17 protein-coding genes are annotated in these 16,558 nt (G+C 42.1%); 5 read left to right on the top strand and 12 right to left on the bottom strand.

All coding sequences use genetic code 11. The features are described 5' to 3' along the window. Window positions 1–27 precede the first annotated feature (27 nt). The 5 genes from ABEB05_RS14470 to ABEB05_RS14450 form a co-directional block, all read right to left on the bottom strand. Window positions 28–492, bottom strand: coding sequence for an NUDIX domain-containing protein (locus tag ABEB05_RS14470; protein ID WP_265791167.1), 465 nt, complete (start codon window positions 490–492; stop codon window positions 28–30). Then, on the bottom strand, window positions 492–2,150 hold the full coding sequence (gene pyrG, locus ABEB05_RS14465; RefSeq protein WP_265791168.1) for a CTP synthase: 1,659 nt from the start codon (window positions 2,148–2,150) through the stop codon (window positions 492–494). Before pyrG ends, ABEB05_RS14470 begins: the two co-directional genes overlap by 1 nt. A gap of 82 nt (window positions 2,151–2,232) precedes the next feature. Beyond that, on the bottom strand, window positions 2,233–3,108 hold the full coding sequence (locus tag ABEB05_RS14460) for a glycerophosphodiester phosphodiesterase (RefSeq protein WP_345694304.1): 876 nt from the start codon (window positions 3,106–3,108) through the stop codon (window positions 2,233–2,235). After that, window positions 3,095–3,430, bottom strand: coding sequence for a hypothetical protein (locus ABEB05_RS14455; RefSeq protein ID WP_265791171.1), 336 nt, complete (start codon window positions 3,428–3,430; stop codon window positions 3,095–3,097). Before ABEB05_RS14455 ends, ABEB05_RS14460 begins: the two co-directional genes overlap by 14 nt. 1 nt (window position 3,431) lies before the next feature. Next, on the bottom strand, window positions 3,432–3,779 hold the full coding sequence (locus ABEB05_RS14450; protein ID WP_265791173.1) for a hypothetical protein: 348 nt from the start codon (window positions 3,777–3,779) through the stop codon (window positions 3,432–3,434). Window positions 3,780–3,858: 79 nt separating this feature from the next. Here ABEB05_RS14450 and rlmB point away from each other — a divergent pair, with 79 nt between their 5' ends. Next, on the top strand, window positions 3,859–4,602 hold the full coding sequence (rlmB, locus tag ABEB05_RS14445; protein ID WP_265791174.1) for a 23S rRNA (guanosine(2251)-2'-O)-methyltransferase RlmB: 744 nt from the start codon (window positions 3,859–3,861) through the stop codon (window positions 4,600–4,602). A gap of 12 nt (window positions 4,603–4,614) precedes the next feature. Here the strand turns inward: rlmB and ABEB05_RS14440 are convergent, their stop codons facing one another. After that, window positions 4,615–5,847 carry an exo-beta-N-acetylmuramidase NamZ family protein gene (locus tag ABEB05_RS14440; protein ID WP_265791176.1) on the bottom strand — a complete coding sequence of 411 codons (1,233 nt, stop codon included), beginning with the start codon at window positions 5,845–5,847 and terminating at the stop codon, window positions 4,615–4,617. Between the two features lie 136 nt (window positions 5,848–5,983). Beyond that, window positions 5,984–6,415, bottom strand: a complete 432-nt coding sequence (gene ndk, locus ABEB05_RS14435) for a nucleoside-diphosphate kinase (RefSeq protein ID WP_265791177.1) — start codon at window positions 6,413–6,415, stop codon at window positions 5,984–5,986. A 279-nt stretch (window positions 6,416–6,694) separates the two neighbouring features. Between ndk and ABEB05_RS14430 the strand changes: the two genes are divergently transcribed. Next, window positions 6,695–7,141 carry a methylglyoxal synthase gene (locus ABEB05_RS14430; RefSeq protein ID WP_345694309.1) on the top strand — a complete coding sequence of 149 codons (447 nt, stop codon included), beginning with the start codon at window positions 6,695–6,697 and terminating at the stop codon, window positions 7,139–7,141. After that, a complete protein-coding gene (locus tag ABEB05_RS14425) occupies window positions 7,138–9,237 on the top strand; it encodes a thioredoxin domain-containing protein (protein WP_265791180.1) in 2,100 nt (699 codons plus the stop codon). The genes ABEB05_RS14430 and ABEB05_RS14425 overlap by 4 nt, the downstream gene beginning before the upstream one ends. Window positions 9,238–9,253: 16 nt before the next feature. Here ABEB05_RS14425 and ABEB05_RS14420 read toward each other — a convergent pair whose 3' ends face one another. From ABEB05_RS14420 to ABEB05_RS14400, 5 genes are all read right to left on the bottom strand, one after another. Then, entirely contained in the window at window positions 9,254–10,420 is a 1,167-nt protein-coding gene (locus ABEB05_RS14420; protein WP_265791181.1) for a metallophosphoesterase, read from the bottom strand. Between the two features lie 87 nt (window positions 10,421–10,507). After that, window positions 10,508–11,254 (bottom strand): hypothetical protein, encoded by a 747-nt coding sequence (locus tag ABEB05_RS14415; protein WP_265791182.1) that lies wholly within the window; start codon window positions 11,252–11,254, stop codon window positions 10,508–10,510. Between the two features lie 145 nt (window positions 11,255–11,399). After that, window positions 11,400–12,530 (bottom strand): tRNA 2-thiouridine(34) synthase MnmA, encoded by a 1,131-nt coding sequence (gene mnmA, locus ABEB05_RS14410; protein ID WP_265791183.1) that lies wholly within the window; start codon window positions 12,528–12,530, stop codon window positions 11,400–11,402. Between the two features lie 198 nt (window positions 12,531–12,728). Continuing rightward, window positions 12,729–13,226, bottom strand: a complete 498-nt coding sequence (locus ABEB05_RS14405) for an HNH endonuclease (RefSeq protein WP_265791184.1) — start codon at window positions 13,224–13,226, stop codon at window positions 12,729–12,731. Between the two features lie 135 nt (window positions 13,227–13,361). Then, window positions 13,362–14,489, bottom strand: coding sequence for a hypothetical protein (locus ABEB05_RS14400; RefSeq protein ID WP_265791185.1), 1,128 nt, complete (start codon window positions 14,487–14,489; stop codon window positions 13,362–13,364). Between the two features lie 302 nt (window positions 14,490–14,791). On the opposite strand from ABEB05_RS14400, the gene ABEB05_RS14395 reads away from it, so the two are divergent. Then, window positions 14,792–16,081 (top strand): Glu/Leu/Phe/Val family dehydrogenase, encoded by a 1,290-nt coding sequence (locus ABEB05_RS14395; RefSeq protein WP_265791186.1) that lies wholly within the window; start codon window positions 14,792–14,794, stop codon window positions 16,079–16,081. Window positions 16,082–16,147: 66 nt separating this feature from the next. After that, the gene (locus tag ABEB05_RS14390) at window positions 16,148–16,558 is read left to right on the top strand and encodes an ATP-binding protein (protein WP_265791187.1); all 411 of its coding nucleotides are present in this window, start codon (window positions 16,148–16,150) and stop codon (window positions 16,556–16,558) included.

Genomic DNA, 16,558 nt, shown 5'->3' with positions numbered 1-16,558 from the left:
ATGGTATAAAGTTATTTAAGTATTGAATTAAGAAATGTTGAGGCCTACTCTGTTTTCCCACTGCTCTAAAATTGGAATTAAGTCCCGGGGAACAAACGGAATATTGCGCAGCTCTTTTATGGGTATCCACTGCAGATCTTCAATGAGCTGCTCTTCCGTCTCCAACTCAGGATCAGAGCCTAAAGTTGCCTTCCCTTCAGCATGATTAACTTCAAAATAACACTCCACGGCGTGGAAAAGGTTTTCCATCAACTCATTGACATGCAACAAATCTCCGACCTCCACGCTTATTTTGGCTTCTTCCCGAAACTCTCTCTTTACTCCCTTTTTAAGAGACTCACCGAATTTAATCTCTCCACCCGGGGGCATCCAAACAAGCTGATTAATAACGGGTGAATGTATTTTAATTAAAAGGATAGCAGAATCTCTGATCAGCAATCCACAGGCACGTAACCGCAGACGCTCACTAAATGGAGAACTGGAGACATCCATCAGGCTTCACTGACCACCACTTTTTCACCCGTTATAGGTACATGCAAGTCATGCTCTTTGGCATATTCCAGTCCGGCTTTTACGAAGTCTACAAACAAAGGCTGAGGATTATTTACGGTAGAACACAATTCAGGATGGAATTGTACCCCTACATACCACGGATGGTCTTCTAACTCTATAATTTCAACAAGATCACGCTCTGGATTGAAACCAACGAGCTTCATTCCGTCTTCCACCAATTTGTACCGGAGATTATTATTCACCTCATAGCGGTGGCGGTGGCGTTCTTGAAAAAGTTCTTTCCCATAGGCTTTATACGAATTAGAATCTTGCTTTATCTTACAATCATACAAGCCCAGACGCATTGTCCCTCCCTTGTCTTCTATATCTTTCTGGTCGGGCATCAAATCGATAATAGGATACTCAGTATCTTCATTAAATTCTGTACTGTTGGCATCGGTCCAGCCACATACATTCCGGGCATATTCAATGACTGCGCACTGCAAGCCCAGACAGATACCGAAGAAAGGAATATTATTTTCGCGGACATAGGTAATTGCTGCCAGCTTACCTCTGATACCGCGTCCCCCAAAGCCGGGAGCTACCAAAACACCGGATATATCTTTTAGCTTATCGGGAACATTCTCAGGAGTAAGATCATCGGATTGAATCCACCGAATATTAACCTTGCAATCATTGACGGCGCCGGCATGTATAAATGCCTCAACAATCGATTTATAGGCATCATGATGCTCCACATATTTACCCACCAACGCAATATCAATACCGTTGGATGGATTTCGTACAGCTTCAACAAAACCAATCCACTGATCCAGTTCAGCATCCCCGGCTTCAATATCCAGCTTTTTAATCACTCGCTCATCGAGTCCTTCACCCTGCATCAATAACGGTACCTGGTAAATACTCTCCGCATCGAGGGAAGCAATCACATCCTCATTTTCAACATTACAGAATTGAGCAATTTTATTCCGGATATCCTGATCCAGTTCATACTCCGAACGTGCTACAATAATATCGGGCTGTAGTCCACTTTCGGAAAGCGTTTTAACGGAATGTTGTGTAGGCTTCGTTTTCAATTCGCGTGCCGCAGAAAGATAAGGAACCAGCGTTAAGTGGATGGAAAGCGTATTTTGCCGACCCACATCATAACGTAACTGGCGTACGGCTTCAATATAGGGTAAGCTTTCAATATCGCCTACCGTCCCACCGATCTCTACAATAACGATATCATAGTCACCGGATTCTCCTAAGGCCAGGATATGTGATTTAATTTCATCGGTAATATGGGGAATAACCTGTACTGTTTTACCCAGGTAAGCCCCCTGACGTTCTTTGGATATCACATCATTATAAATGCGGCCTGTCGTCACGTTATTTTCCTGTGACGTTTTAATATCCAAAAAGCGCTCATAATGCCCGAGATCAAGGTCAGTCTCGGCACCATCTTCAGTTACATATACTTCTCCGTGCTCGTAGGGATTCATGGTACCTGGATCAACATTAATATACGGATCCAATTTTTGTACTGTGACACGAAGTCCGCGCGCCACCAAAAGGCGCCCTAAAGATGCACAGATGATTCCTTTGCCAAGTGAAGACGTAACTCCTCCGGTTACGAAAATGTATTTTGTGGACATGAAAGCATTTATTAATTAGGGAAAAGTAAAAATAGAAGGTTTCCGCTCAGCATTCAAACCTTAAACAGTTTTTTTTAAGATTTTATTCTTTTTCCTGAAATTCTGTGGCTACCTCTTTTAACAAGTCCGGTTTATTGGTAAAAATCCCGCTGACTTCAGCACTCAGTAACCTACGCATTCTACGTGGCTGATCAACCGTGTAAATAAAGTGCGGAATATTATGTTCCTTAAGCTCGCGACTCCATTTCTTCTTAAACTGATTGTAACTACAGTTAAAAGCATCCACTCCATACTTCCGAACGAGTTCAAGCGGAGACATGTTTTCCGATTCGGAGCGATTGTATAGCAAAGCCACCGGGATCGCTGGATCTAATTTCTTTAAATGTTCCAATGCCCGATAATCAAAACTGGAAAAAATTACATGATCCTCCATCCCGTACTTCTTAACCAACTCCAGGCTTTTTTCCTCAACACCACCATGCAATTCATCAGATACCGCCTCTGTTTTAATTTCAATATTGAGAGCTATTTTTCCGGAAGCAAATTCAATAGCCTCTTCCAGGGTCGGCATCTTTTCACCTCTATACTGTTCACTAAACCATGAGCCCACATCCAGTGTCCTAAGCTCCCGGAGGGTATAATCTTTTAACAGACCTTTACCATCGCTATGATCATCAAGCCTGGCATCATGAAAGACCACCGGCACTCCGTCACTACTCATCATCACATCCAGCTCAATCATTTCAGCTTCCATTTCTACCGCCCCTTTAAAAGCCGGCATCGTATTTTCAGGATACTGAGCACTGGCTCCCCGATGGGCAATCACTAAAAAACTATCATCATTCGAATGATATAAAACAGGAAGCGACAAATCTTGTGACATAAGGGGCTGAGCTAAGATACCAATAGTAAAAAAAATGAATGCGCCGGCAATAAAAGTTAATTTATCCCTGTCCATGTAGCTGTTTCCAATTCAAATATTCAACAAGTTCCCGTAGCTGTTTTTTCTGATAAAAAATAAGTCCCACATTAATCCCAAAAACCGCCACTATGATAATGAAAAACGTTTGGCTAAGCTCCGTGATGTCAAAATAGAAGGAATAACCAAAGATAAGCACAGCTGCAATATTCACTGCCAGCATAATCCATTTATTCCGATCCTTTTTCTTCAGTTCTTCTATCTGTTCCTGCACAGATAGCGACTGCGAGTCGTCTTTAAGGTGAATTTTGAGATACGATTCCAATTTTTCCTGCTCTTTTTCGTTGCTAAAATCAGTCATGCTAATTTTTCGATTCGGTCACTCTTTTCATTGCGTCACGCAACAATTTATTGGGATCGTGCATCTTTGTAATCGTATGGTACACCAAGAAACAACCTATCATCGTAGACAAGCTGGAAATCATCGTCAACAGTGTTGAGACCCAAATCGGCTGTATAAATCCCAGTATAGAAACAGTAATCACGGCCAAACCAACCCCTACCTGACTGATTCCCGCAACTAAGCTAATAGTTGTTGACGAATGGATCTGGTTGATCCACTTCGAAATACCGGTACTGTACGCAGAATCTCTTATATTAGGCTCATCCGATGGTATTTTCCAATTATTATGTTTTCTGGATTTACTCATAACGGATATCCAAGATTAGTAGGTCTTTTGATTACCTACAAATTAACTGAAATTGTTGTTTTTTCAACCTTATTTTTTCATGTCAGATTCCCAATCCGATATTTATATCTACGGTCGTAACCCCATTCGAGAAGCTCTTTCAAACAAAGCCGAGCATATCGAAAAAATTTTTGTGCGCAATTCCCTGCACGATAACCAGATTTCGGAAATTTTTGAGCAGGCCTCGAATCATAGGATCCCTATCTCGCACGTACCTGGCCAGAAACTCTATGAGCTGGTTGGTTCGGTCAATGACCAGGGCGTGGTTGCCTTAATAAGTTCTACTCCCTACCAAGATTTCAACAACTGGCTGGATACCGTAGACACCGAATCCTATCCAGCTATTTTACTTTTAAATGAAATTGAGGACCCCGGAAATTTTGGTGCTATTCTTCGCACTGCTGCGGCAGCTGGCCTTTCTGCCGTTATCGTTCCAAAGCACCGTCAGGCTCCTGTTAATGCGACTGTTTACAAAACATCGGCCGGCACAGCAGGACGTATTCCTATTATACGGACCGGCAACCTGAATCAGGCTATTATGAAGCTTAAAGATGAGGGTTTTTGGATCGGAGGATTGGATATGGCGGGCAATCAGAACCTTTGGGACTTAAAAGTAGACAGGCCCCTTGCTTTTGTCATTGGCAATGAAGAACACGGCATTCGGGAAAAGACGCTTGAACACTGCGATTATCACTTTCAAATTCCAATGGAAAATGAGGTAGAATCTTTAAACGCCTCTGTGAGTGCGGCATTGCTTAGCTATGAGTGGAAACGCAAACGATAAGGTAATTTACGTTTACTCGTATAGGAGATAATCCGCCCGCTGCTGTCTAAACTGTTCAGCCGTTTGGCTCCAGTGTTCAAGATACGATTCATTCTCCAACTGTCGCATCAATTCTTCTTTATTAATACCGCTCAGCTTTTGGATAAAATCATTAAGCTCGGCCTCGGGAGTCGCATCCAGCATCGTTGCCAACATGCGAACGCCCAGATGCACCGGATTATTAAACCGTTTCAGATCCGTAATTTGCAGTTCCATACCGTGGCAGCGTTCCCCTTCAAACTTAGGATTTGGGGCCTTACCAGGTATCGACCGGGGACGAAAGGAAATACGTTCAATGTTAACCCCGTTAAAGTCACGGCGGAGCCGGGCAATATGACTGGTAGAAAGCGTAGCTGCGGGAGATCCCACCTTTAAAAAAGGATCCGCAGTACCCCGTCCCTCCGAAATATTTACCCCTTCGAAGAGTACCGTTCCCAAATATACATAAGCGTGCCGAAAGGTTGGTAAATTAGGGGATGGCGGAATCCATTCAAGCCCCGTCTGCGGCCATGTCATTGACCGATCCCATCCCTCCATGGGAATGACCCGAAGCTCTCCTTTTTCTTGAAATTTAATCCATTCCTCTCCGACCATCATTTTTGCCAATTCTCCCATGGTCATGCCATGCGCCATCGGAATGGGATACGCTCCCACAAAGGATTTATGCTCTTCCTGAAGCATCCAGCCGGAAATATAATTTCCGCCTGCAGGATTCGGCCGATCCAATACCCAAACGGCGACCCCATGTTCTGAAGCCGCCTCAATAACATTTCCCATCGTCACATTGTAGGTATAAAAGCGAGCCCCCACATCCTGCATGTCGAAGAGTAAAATATCTACCTCATCAAGCATTTTTTCCGTAGGTTTTTTATTCTCACCATAGAGTGAAAAGACCGGAAGCCCGGTAGCCTGATCAATTCCATCCTCAATGGTCTCTCCCGCTCCCATATCTCCACGGAAGCCATGCTCAGCTGCAAAAAGAGCTGTCACATTAATATCCCTGGCTATCAATATATCCAACATATGGATGCCTTCCACCCGGGCTGTAGGGTTCATTACTAGTCCTACGCGTTTCCCCTCTAATTCTTCAAGATGATTATCCAACAAAACCTTGGCACCTACTGTAACCGCCGCATCATCCGTGCTTTGGGCTTGACAGCCTATGGTCAGAAAAATAAGAATTGATAAAAAATATGATCTATACATTATCATTGATCATTATATATAACAGAACTTACAAAAAAATAAACTTCCCACCGCTATCGCAGTCCCAAAATAAATCTTAGGAAAACCAGGCTGCTGATTAAAAATAAGAACAGCCCGGTTTCCCTAAGCGATTACCCTAAGCTTTATTGGCTACTACTTCCTGCTCGGCAAAGAAAAAGTTGGACTCTTTCTTTCCATTTTCTACTGAATCGGAGCCATGAATAATATTTTCTCCTACACTGTCTGCAAAATCCGCACGTATGGTACCTTCTTCTGCTTCATCCGGATCTGTAGCTCCAATGAAAGTACGGAAATCTTCAATCGCATTTTCCTTTTCCAGAATCATTGGTACGCAGGGACCACTACTCATAAACTCGCACAGTTCATTGTAAAAGGGGCGTTCTTTATGAACCGCATAAAAACCACCGGCCGTATCTTTGGTTAACCGGGTCATTTTCAGTGCAACAATTTTGAAACCTGCTTCTTGAATGCGACGAGTTACCTCGCCAATTAATTCTTTCCGTACACAATCAGGTTTTAGAATGGTTAGCGTTCGTTCTACAGCCATAAATAATACTCTTTTTTATCGATTAGTTTTGAAAAGTGAATAGAACCCAAATATAACGCTTAGAATGTTAATTCCCGAAGTCATTTCTTCCCGTTTTATAAGAACAAACAAAAATTAATTACCGCTTGAGGGCTACCGTATCTTACATTAGCTTATCTACTGAAAAGGAAGCATAGCTTTCTTCTGCAATAATCACTTTAAATTACTTTTAAGAAAATGAATAACAGTAACAAGAGTTATAAGAATGCCAATCCACCTATTGCACATAGCTCAAAGAACATGTCGAGTAAAAAAAATATAGCACTTGTCGCTCACGATCACCGGAAAGAAGATCTGATCGACTGGTGTGACTTCAACCAAGGTTCTCTTTCTAAACACAATTTATTTGGCACCGGTACCACAGGACAATTAATTGCCGATAAGATAGGATTGGATGTAACTCGTTTTAGCAGTGGCCCACTGGGAGGTGACTTACAGATAGGAGCCGCTATTTCTAAGCACGAAATTGATATGATGATTTTCTTCTGGGATCCACTACAGGCCCAACCCCACGATGTAGATGTTAAGGCTCTGCTTCGCATCGGGGTATTATACAATATTCCTGTGGCCTGTAATCGATCGTCTGCCGACTTTATGATTTCGTCTGAGCTGTTCAATGACAGTTATGACCGTTTTTTGGTAGACTATAGTCAGCGCTTTACAAAAGAAGTTGATGAAGAAGAATGACCTCAAATAAAAACAAACAGAATACAAATCGACTGGCGGATGAATCCAGTCCCTACCTACTTCAGCATGCCCACAATCCGGTAGACTGGTACCCCTGGGGGGAAGAAGCCTTTGAAAAGGCCCGAAAAGAGGACAAACCGGTATTCTTATCCATTGGCTATGCCACCTGTCATTGGTGTCACGTTATGGCTCATGAATCGTTTGAAGACAAAGAAACAGCAGCCATGATGAACCAGGCATTTGTCAATATCAAGGTCGACCGGGAAGAACGACCTGATATTGATAATACGTATATGCCCGTCTGCCAGATGCTTACAGGTAGTGGAGGCTGGCCCCTTAATGTATTTCTTACACCGGAAAAAGAACCCTTTTATGCTGCGACCTATATTCCGCGCCGGGGGCGCCAGGGAAGACCCGGCATGCACGAGCTTATCCCCTGGATTAGTCAATTATGGGAAAAGGAACGCTCAAAGATTAAAAAATCCACTGACCAAATTATAAAAGCGTTTCAAAAGTCCAATAAATTCTCTCCGGGCAATCCGCTCGATTCATCAGCCGTAGACAAAGCTTACCGTCATTTCAAAAAACAGTTCGATAAGCAACACGGTGGATTCGGTTCCGCCCCAAAGTTTCCCGCATCACATAAGCTTATGTTTCTACTACGCTATGCTAGGCAAACGGGAGATACCGAAGCTATACAGATGGTAGAAAAAACCCTAACGAATATGCGGCAGGGCGGACTATTTGATCAGGTAGGATTGGGCTTCCATCGTTATTCTACCGATCGCCACTGGCTTTTACCCCATTTTGAAAAGATGTTATATGATCAGGCTATGCTGATGATGGCCTATACTGAAGGGTGGCAGTGTACAAACAATTCTCTCTTTAAAAAAACAGCTGATGAAATTTTCCATTATGTGCAGCGGAAAATGCAACATGCGGATGGTGGATTTTATTCAGCTGAAGATGCAGACAGTGAAGGAGAGGAAGGGAAATTCTATGTATGGAGCATTTCAGAAATCAGGGAAGCTCTTCCTCAAACCGAAGCAGAGTTGGCTATCGAGGTATTTAACTTATCAGATGAGGGTAATCACCAAGATGAAGCCACTGGCCGAAAAACCGGAAAAAATATTCCGCATCTAACAAAATCTATTTCCCAGCTGGCAAATGAACGCAATATGTCTTCAGAAAAGTTAAGCCAGCTCATTCATTCCATTCGGGAAACACTGCTGGAAGTGCGAAGTGAACGTACCCCTCCCCTACTCGATGATAAAATATTAACCGACTGGAATGGTCTTATGATTGCTGCACTGGCCAAAGCCGGACGAGTTTTTGAGGAAAAAACATACCTCAAACAGGCTGAAAACTGTTTTTCATTTGTAGAAAGTCACCTGTGGAATAATAGTACACTTAAACATCGCTTTCGAAACGGTAAAACAGCGATTGATGCCCATGCCGACGATTATATCTTTTTGACCTGGGCACTTATTGAACTTTATGAATCTACGTTCAAATCTTCCTATTTAGAAAAGGCAATAACTCTTAATAAAACGCTTATCAATCTTTTTTGGGATGACGAAAATGGAGGTTTCTATTTCACATCCGAGTCGGCCGAAGAGTTGTTGGGAAGGACGAAAGAGCTTCATGATGGCGCCCTTCCTTCTGGTAATTCCGTAGCCTGGTCAAACCTGCTTCGTCTCGGGCGTCTGACCGGCAATTCCAAATGGGAAGAAATGGCGGACCAGATGCACCAAATTTTTGCTGATAACATGCAAAAGGCTCCCACCAGCTTTGGCTTTGCCCTCCAAAACGTTCTGTTTACATTTTCGGGAGGAAAAGAAGTCATTATCAGCGGAGAAAAAGATAAGAAATCCACACAGGATTTACTTCAATCTTTGCAGGCCCGATTTTTGCCAAACACTCTTGTCTTATTAAATGATCCAGATGATGATTCAATAAAAGAACTAGCCCCCTTTCTTAAAGACTTTCCTGTGAAGGAGCAGGAAGCCACTGCCTATGTTTGTCAAAATTATAGTTGCGAACTACCAACTCATAACGCTGATAAAATGATTGAACTAATAGAAAACGATACCTGATAGATTACCTATTTACTTATTCCGTGGATAATTCTATAACGGTAACTTCAGGCGGGGCATCATACCGAATGGGAGCCAGTGTAAACCCTAAACCGTTGTTAACATGGATCGGCAGATTATCTTCCCGGTACAATCCTCCGACATAAGGTGTTTCCCGTCCTGCTGCCGAAAAACGCATTCCTAAAAATGGTACATGTATCTGTCCGCCATGCGTATGGCCAGCCAGTATCATATCATAATTGCTATTCTTACTACTCTGAATCAGATGGTCTTTGACCTGGTGAGAAGATAAAATTTTCAGCGTAGCTGCTCCGGCCGTCTCTGTGAGCGAATCAACAACAGCAGGAGAAGAACTTTTACTATATACTTCCGTTACCCCGGTAATCAATACCGAAATAGAGCTGTCAACTTCTATAGTATAGTTTTCATCCTTTAGCAATGGAATATTTTCCTGTTGGAGAGCCTTTTCTACATTTTCCGTTCCGGCCCAATAGTCATGATCACCGACAACAGCATAGGTCCCCAAAGGGGCTGCTGTTCGTCCAAATTCTTCGGCTGAGCTTTTAATAAAATCAGTACCATAAGAGATAAGATCCCCGGTAAAAACAACGATATCCGGCTGCTCCTTATTTATTTTATCAACATAATTTGCTATCTCGCGGCGGCCGGTGTATTCATCCCCCTGAATATCGGTGATATGTACGATTCTAAATCCATTCATCTTTTCAGGTAGGTTTTTAACCGGCAACGTAACATTATTTACTTCTACCTGTGTGGTATCTCTGTAGGTCTTCCAGCCGGTAAAACAAAAGATAATCACAAAAAGGACGAATAAACTCTGAGCAAACAGGTACTTTATGGTCTGCCTTTGATCGGATACAAATGAGGCGATGAGCTGTATGCCATCTGCTATCAATACCCAGGTGGTTAACTGAAAGACAAACACCAATCCAAACCAAAACCAGTAGGTCAACAATTTGGGGAACTTAAGGATATCTATATCACCAACAATATAGAAATAGACAAGAGCAGCTGCCGGAAAAAGATAAAAGGAACCAACTATCATGGGCAAAGTAAAAGACCATCCGGATGATTCCGGCAAAAGAATACGGGAGCTATAGCGATATCTCCAGATCAAATATAAAACAGCCGGCAGCATTAGCAGCGCCACTAGCAAAGTCATCCTTAAAAGCCAGGGCAAATCAAATAAATTTTATTCCTTGATATTTTAGTTTAGGGAAAGGGAAGCCAACGTCAATTACCATCAACACTAGCGATCATTCATCTTTTGGAAAAGATATTGTTGAAAATTCATCAATTTAACATCGGAACTTACTTCGAGCAGCGAGCGATCTACCGGAGTTTTACTCACTTTCGTAGCCTCCAATACCGATCGCAATTCACCTTTTGAATATAGTTCTACTCTTAGCGGAAAATATTTTTCTTTAAAAATAATATCTGCGGGGAAGCTACTGCTAATCAGGGCATCCATATTATCGTTCCATGGTTCGGCCAACATTCCCCAATTAACGTCTATCTCTTTTGTCATCCATACCACTGAGTTATCGTTTTCTCCATCCTCCTCTTCTCTGAAGATAAACTTTTCAGCCTTGTATCCTCTTATATCCTTTGTATCTCCGGTTCTGCTGTACCGAATATCATAATCATCTGCAGTTTCCTTAGCATCATTTCCAAACATTTTCATCATAGAGGTAATATCTGACTTCGCAATTTGAAGCGCCTTGCTATCACCCGTCAGAAATACAAAATCCTGTTTATCCAGTCGCACCAAAACCCCTTCTGTTTGAATAGATTCCATAAATTGGTATTGATTCTCTCCCTGCAGTAAAATACGGTCAGGCCTGACATAAAGATTAAACCCATCAGATTCTTTTTCCTGCCCCTTGCTGTATTCGTAGGTTTTAAAGGTAATTTCTCCTTCAAACTGTGCGGTTGCGGGTTGCGTAAAACAAGCAACCATGAGCATTGCTGACAAATAATAGCTGGCCTTCTGCATAGTAAAATTATTTAAAGTTCATAGTTGATAATAATGTTTGGTAGTCGTAGACGGATATCCACCACCATATGTTACATCCATTCAATAAAAAAGTCTGCCCAAATAATATTTGAGCAGACTAAATAACGAACAGCATTCATATAAATTATGCTTCTTGTAAAATATCGGTATCGATATTCACTTTATGTATCCATCCCCCGGCAACTACATCGTTCCCTTCATAACAGACTACTGCCTGTCCCGGGGCAATGGCTTCACGACCAGTGGGAAAGGTTACCTCTATTTCATCATCTCCAGTTTGACGGAGATGGCCGATTGCACCATCATCATTATACCGAATAGCCCCGGTAACTTCCATTTCACCACCAGGTACTTCCCCATATTTGCTGAGATTAACATTCTTAGCTTTACAGGTTGTACTAACCAAGTCTTTCTTTTCCCCAATAGTTATTACATTTGTGTCGGGATTAATATTGGTAACGTATACCCGTTTCCCCATTGCAAGATCCAATCCACGACGCTGGCCGATGGTATAAAAAGGATACCCTTCGTGCTCACCAACAATATTTCCATCCTGGTCAACAAATTTGCCGCCCTTCACGCGTTCTTCCAGACCATCAACACGATCTTTAAGAAACCGACGATAATCGTCATCCGGTACAAAACAGATCTCGTATGAATCAGGCTTATCAGCTACTTTATTAAGTCCGAACTCTTCTGCAAGATCCCGAATCTCTGTCTTTTCATAACTACCTAAGGGGAATTTTGTGCGAGCTAAATGCTTCTGCTCCACACCCCATAAAGCGTACGATTGGTCCTTACGCGGATCCAGACCGCGGGATATCACGTACCGGCCGTTCTCTTCACGTACGTTTGCATAATGTCCGGTTGCTATAAATTCACAACCCAGATTATCTGCACGACGCAGTAATGCCGCCCATTTAATATGCGTATTACACAGCACGCAGGGATTAGGTGTACGCCCGCTCATATAATCTTCCACAAAACGATCTATTACCCAATCACCAAATTCATCGCGAATATCTACGATAAAGTGCTTAAAACCGTATTTCACGGCAATCTCACGGGCATCATTCATAGACTCAATTGTACAACAACCCGTTTCCTTGTCGGATTTACCCCCTACCCGAGAGTAATCCCATGTCTTCATCGTAATTCCGATGACGTCATATCCTTGTTCCTTGAGCATTACAGCGGCCACGGAAGAATCTACTCCTCCACTCATCGCCACTAATACTCGTCCTTTACTACTCATGTTTTGATATTGGTGATTAGTTATTTGTTATCAGATCAGCAAGCAATAGCTAATAGTGAATAACGAACTGTAAAAATACGAATTTTTTATGTAAATCTTATGAAGAAGGCGGTTGTCTTATTGAGTCAAAGTCTCTTGATTATTGCTGCATTTCAGTAAATGGTGAGGCCAAATAACAAAGAATACGTAATCAAATAACTACATATACAGGTATGGCTTCCAATCTTCTTGCACACTCCCCATGACAGACTGTAAAAAGGTAATATGAACCGGCCGATAGGGTTTTCGTTTTAGCGGCATTTCAGCTTCTTTCGGCGTACGATTTCCTTTTTTTACGTTACAATCGTCGCAAGCTGCTACAAGGTTCTCCCAGCTGTCTCTTCCCCCTCGGCTTTTAGGCATAACATGATCAATAGTAAGATTGTAAGCAGCACCGCAGTATTGGCAAGTATTGGCATCACGTTTTAGAATATTCTTCCGGCTAAGTACAATCTTGTTATATGGGATATTAATATAGCGTCGCAAGCGAATAACCGAAGGATACGAATATTCCTCGCTCACGGTACGCAGGGTGCGATCGGGATAGTCGTGTAGCATTTCGGCCTTATCCAAAAAGAGAAGCTTGACCGACCGATGTACTGAGCATACACTTAGCGGCTGATAATCCTTATTTAAAACCAGAACATTTGCGTCCATGGTAGTAACAAATTTATCCGATAAAACTCCTTAAGCATTAATAAATGGTTATAGAAAATCTTTAGTGTGTAGAATCAACATTAAATTTTGCTTAAATGCAAGGTCAGATAGACAAACTATCCTGAAATGAGCCTCTTATCCAAAGAGATAATTCCAAATACCTACTTTTATATCGGGATTAATGGCTACAGCCAACGCAATGGATACAGCCAGGCCGAATAAGGCATAGCCAGCATCTTTACCGACCAACTTCAGGCTTTTTCCAAATGGCTTTCCCTTACCACGGGCATCTGTAAAGCTCATCGCGATCTCTCTTCCTGCCAGTAAGCCTATAAACACCCAAGTAGTACTCATAGGAACATTACTCTGTATTTTAAAAATATATAGAATAATAGCATATACGAAATCAATGATGCTGGCTGATCGGATATCCCGTACATCCGACTTCTCCGTAACTACCTTTTGGATCCTATCTCCCCGCATGTAGAACAATATTCCTAAACCAAAAAAGATATAGAGGGCAAAACCCAGAAACTCTGCCAGTGAAAGGGAGCGAGGGAGATAGACGGCAATATTCGCTGCATCCTGCATAATCCAAACCGACCACAGGGTACCACTGGTAATCCATTGAAAAACCGTCCACCATTTTTTCGGCTCTCCGACAAAATACTTTCTGATTATCCGTGATAATGCAATCCAAGTAAAAATAGCTACTACAAAAGCTACCAGGTATCCCGAAAGACTCTTTACCAGAACCTGTCCGATAGCGGAAGCGCTGGCTGAAAAGCAACTCAATAATAGGAAAGTAGTGGAAACCGGCATACGCATGCGGGTTAGCAGCAATAGAAAGATAGGGGCAGCAATTTGTAGAAAACTAAATGACTGGGGCGCTTCAGAAAATCCCTTGGCGGCCAAACGCTGGTTACTCACATCCCCATCAAACATATACCAACTATAAAATACCGTTGCCAGGAAAATTCCTCCAATAAATAACCACAAAACCCACCATCGTTTATCCTCATTAGAAGCAAGAAATGTACCTATCGTTTGAATGCTGTCGTTTGCGATAGCCGAATATCCGGCAAGGGCAAAACCAATCCATTTAGCGATCCCGGCATAGGGAAAAGTAACACCGGCTAAAATGAAGAAAAAGCCAATCAGGGCTATAAAAGTCCGCTCTTTCCGAAGCATAATCCGAACACGAGGAGATAGGAAAGAGGCTAAAGATAAGGACGTGGTATCAGAATCCCGGGAATCAGACATTTATCAATTTTTAATGATAGACAAGATGCTAAGATGATCACGAAGCCATTTTTAAGGCTTTAAAGATGTATAAATAACACAAAAAATGCATATTAATTTCAGTTTAATATTTCTTCGCTACCAAAGAATAGGCTATTTATAACCACCATTCATAATTTTTTTCAAAAAATTGTGCTTATATCATCTGAAAAATTTTTTATAACTTCTTTGCATTACTAATGGGACAAAAATCAGCCAATCCCATACAATAGAAATGCTAATTCCTCACACTTGGATTTCCTTCTATGTCGAACAAAGAAAAAATGCGTACAACTGGCTATTACAAAGAACCGGGACCCAAGCTAAATGAAGAGTCCCCATTTAAATCTATGATGGAGCGCTTTCAATTTGCTGCCGAAATACTTGAGCTCGATGAAGGCATGTTCCAGTATTTAGCTAATCCTGTTAAGCAAATTACCGTCTCAATACCGGTTGTAATGGATTCGGGAGATATTCAGGTTTTTGAAGGTTATCGCGTTATCCATGATAATGTTTTGGGACCATCCAAGGGAGGTATTCGCTTCGCTCCGGATGTTAATATCGAAGAGGTAAAAGCATTAGCTTCCTGGATGACATGGAAATGCGCTATTGCCAATGTCCCGTTTGGTGGGGCCAAAGGAGGCGTTAGGTGCGATCCTAAAAAGCTTTCAACATCGGAACTGGAGCGCCTAACCCGACGTTATACGGCAAACATGCTTGAGGTATTTGGTCCGGATCGCGATATTCCCGCTCCCGATATGAACACCGATGAGCAAATTATGGCTTGGATTATGGATACTTACAGCATGAATGCTCACAAAACCGAAACCGCTGTAGTAACGGGAAAACCCATCATCCTGGGGGGCTCACACGGACGTAAGGAAGCAACTGGACGTGGAGTTGTGACGGTAACGCTGGCTGCCCTCAACAAGCTTGGCTTAGCTCCCAATAAATGTCGAACGGTGGTACAGGGCTTTGGAAATGTTGGATCGGTAAGTGCGAAACTAATGTATGAACAGGGCGCTAAGGTGATAGGAATCAGTGATATTACAGGAGGTTATTACAATAAAAACGGTATTGATATTATCGATGCCATAGAATTTGCCAAAAATAACGGTAACTCACTGGAAGGTTATCCCGAAGCTGATAAAATAACAAACGAGGAACTGCTTCAACTCGATTGTGATGTACTCATTCCGGCTGCGAAGGAAGACCAAATAAGCCCCCGTAACGCTGATAAGATTAATGCGCGCGTTATTGTGGAGGGAGCTAACGGACCTGTTACGGCAAATGCCGATGCTATTTTAGAAGGTAATGATATTATGGTTGTACCCGATATCCTGGCAAATGCGGGAGGAGTAACCGTTTCTTATTTTGAATGGGTTCAAGACCGGCAGGGATATTTTTGGACTGAAGAACGAGTGAATCGACGCCTGAACCGTATGATGCGGGCTGCGTTCGACAATCTCTTTAATGTAAAGGAAGAACATAATATCACACTCCGTCAGGCTGCATATGTTTTTGGAATTAATAAAGTTGCTACTACTTTAAGGATGCGTGGAATTTACGCATAACAAAACACATACCGGCTTTTACTACTTGTTTTATATATAAAAATCTTTATTGTTATTAATTAGTTCATGGCTTCAGCAGACCAAAAAACACTGTCTATACCCTCCTCCTATGAAGCGTTGGAACAGCTGGAGCCTTTTGTCATTGAACTACAACAATGGGCGTCCTTTTCGGACGAAGATCAGAATCGTATCATGCTGGCACTCAGTGAAGCAGTAAATAATGCGATAGTTCATGGTAATGATTTGCAAGAAGATAAAACTGTAACCATCAGCGCCAGCTATCAAGATCGACAATTAGATATTTCGGTGATGGATGAGGGAAAAGGTTTTGATCCGGAAAGTATTCCAAATCCACTTAAAGAACAGAACTTACTCAATGAAGGGGGACGTGGCGTTTATCTGATGAAACAGTATGCCGATAATGTGATCTTTACTAAAAATGGTTCTAAGGTTACCATGAATTTTGAGATCGGATAA

Source organism: Fodinibius salicampi, from assembly GCF_039545095.1.
Taxonomy (GTDB): Bacteria; Bacteroidota; Rhodothermia; order Balneolales; family Balneolaceae; genus Fodinibius; species Fodinibius salicampi.
This window is presented reverse-complemented; position numbering and strand designations above follow the sequence as displayed.

Coding starts and splice junctions, on each gene's coding strand:
- ABEB05_RS14470 (WP_265791167.1), bottom strand. CDS start 492: ATGGATGTCTCCAGTTCTCCATTTAGTGAGCGTCTGCGGTTACGTGCC.
- pyrG (WP_265791168.1), bottom strand. CDS start 2,150: ATGTCCACAAAATACATTTTCGTAACCGGAGGAGTTACGTCTTCACTT.
- ABEB05_RS14460 (WP_345694304.1), bottom strand. CDS start 3,108: ATGGACAGGGATAAATTAACTTTTATTGCCGGCGCATTCATTTTTTTT.
- ABEB05_RS14455 (WP_265791171.1), bottom strand. CDS start 3,430: ATGACTGATTTTAGCAACGAAAAAGAGCAGGAAAAATTGGAATCGTAT.
- ABEB05_RS14450 (WP_265791173.1), bottom strand. CDS start 3,779: ATGAGTAAATCCAGAAAACATAATAATTGGAAAATACCATCGGATGAG.
- rlmB (WP_265791174.1), top strand. CDS start 3,859: ATGTCAGATTCCCAATCCGATATTTATATCTACGGTCGTAACCCCATT.
- ABEB05_RS14440 (WP_265791176.1), bottom strand. CDS start 5,847: ATGTATAGATCATATTTTTTATCAATTCTTATTTTTCTGACCATAGGC.
- ndk (WP_265791177.1), bottom strand. CDS start 6,415: ATGGCTGTAGAACGAACGCTAACCATTCTAAAACCTGATTGTGTACGG.
- ABEB05_RS14430 (WP_345694309.1), top strand. CDS start 6,695: ATGTCGAGTAAAAAAAATATAGCACTTGTCGCTCACGATCACCGGAAA.
- ABEB05_RS14425 (WP_265791180.1), top strand. CDS start 7,138: ATGACCTCAAATAAAAACAAACAGAATACAAATCGACTGGCGGATGAA.
- ABEB05_RS14420 (WP_265791181.1), bottom strand. CDS start 10,420: ATGACTTTGCTAGTGGCGCTGCTAATGCTGCCGGCTGTTTTATATTTG.
- ABEB05_RS14415 (WP_265791182.1), bottom strand. CDS start 11,254: ATGCAGAAGGCCAGCTATTATTTGTCAGCAATGCTCATGGTTGCTTGT.
- mnmA (WP_265791183.1), bottom strand. CDS start 12,530: ATGAGTAGTAAAGGACGAGTATTAGTGGCGATGAGTGGAGGAGTAGAT.
- ABEB05_RS14405 (WP_265791184.1), bottom strand. CDS start 13,226: ATGGACGCAAATGTTCTGGTTTTAAATAAGGATTATCAGCCGCTAAGT.
- ABEB05_RS14400 (WP_265791185.1), bottom strand. CDS start 14,489: ATGTCTGATTCCCGGGATTCTGATACCACGTCCTTATCTTTAGCCTCT.
- ABEB05_RS14395 (WP_265791186.1), top strand. CDS start 14,792: ATGCGTACAACTGGCTATTACAAAGAACCGGGACCCAAGCTAAATGAA.
- ABEB05_RS14390 (WP_265791187.1), top strand. CDS start 16,148: ATGGCTTCAGCAGACCAAAAAACACTGTCTATACCCTCCTCCTATGAA.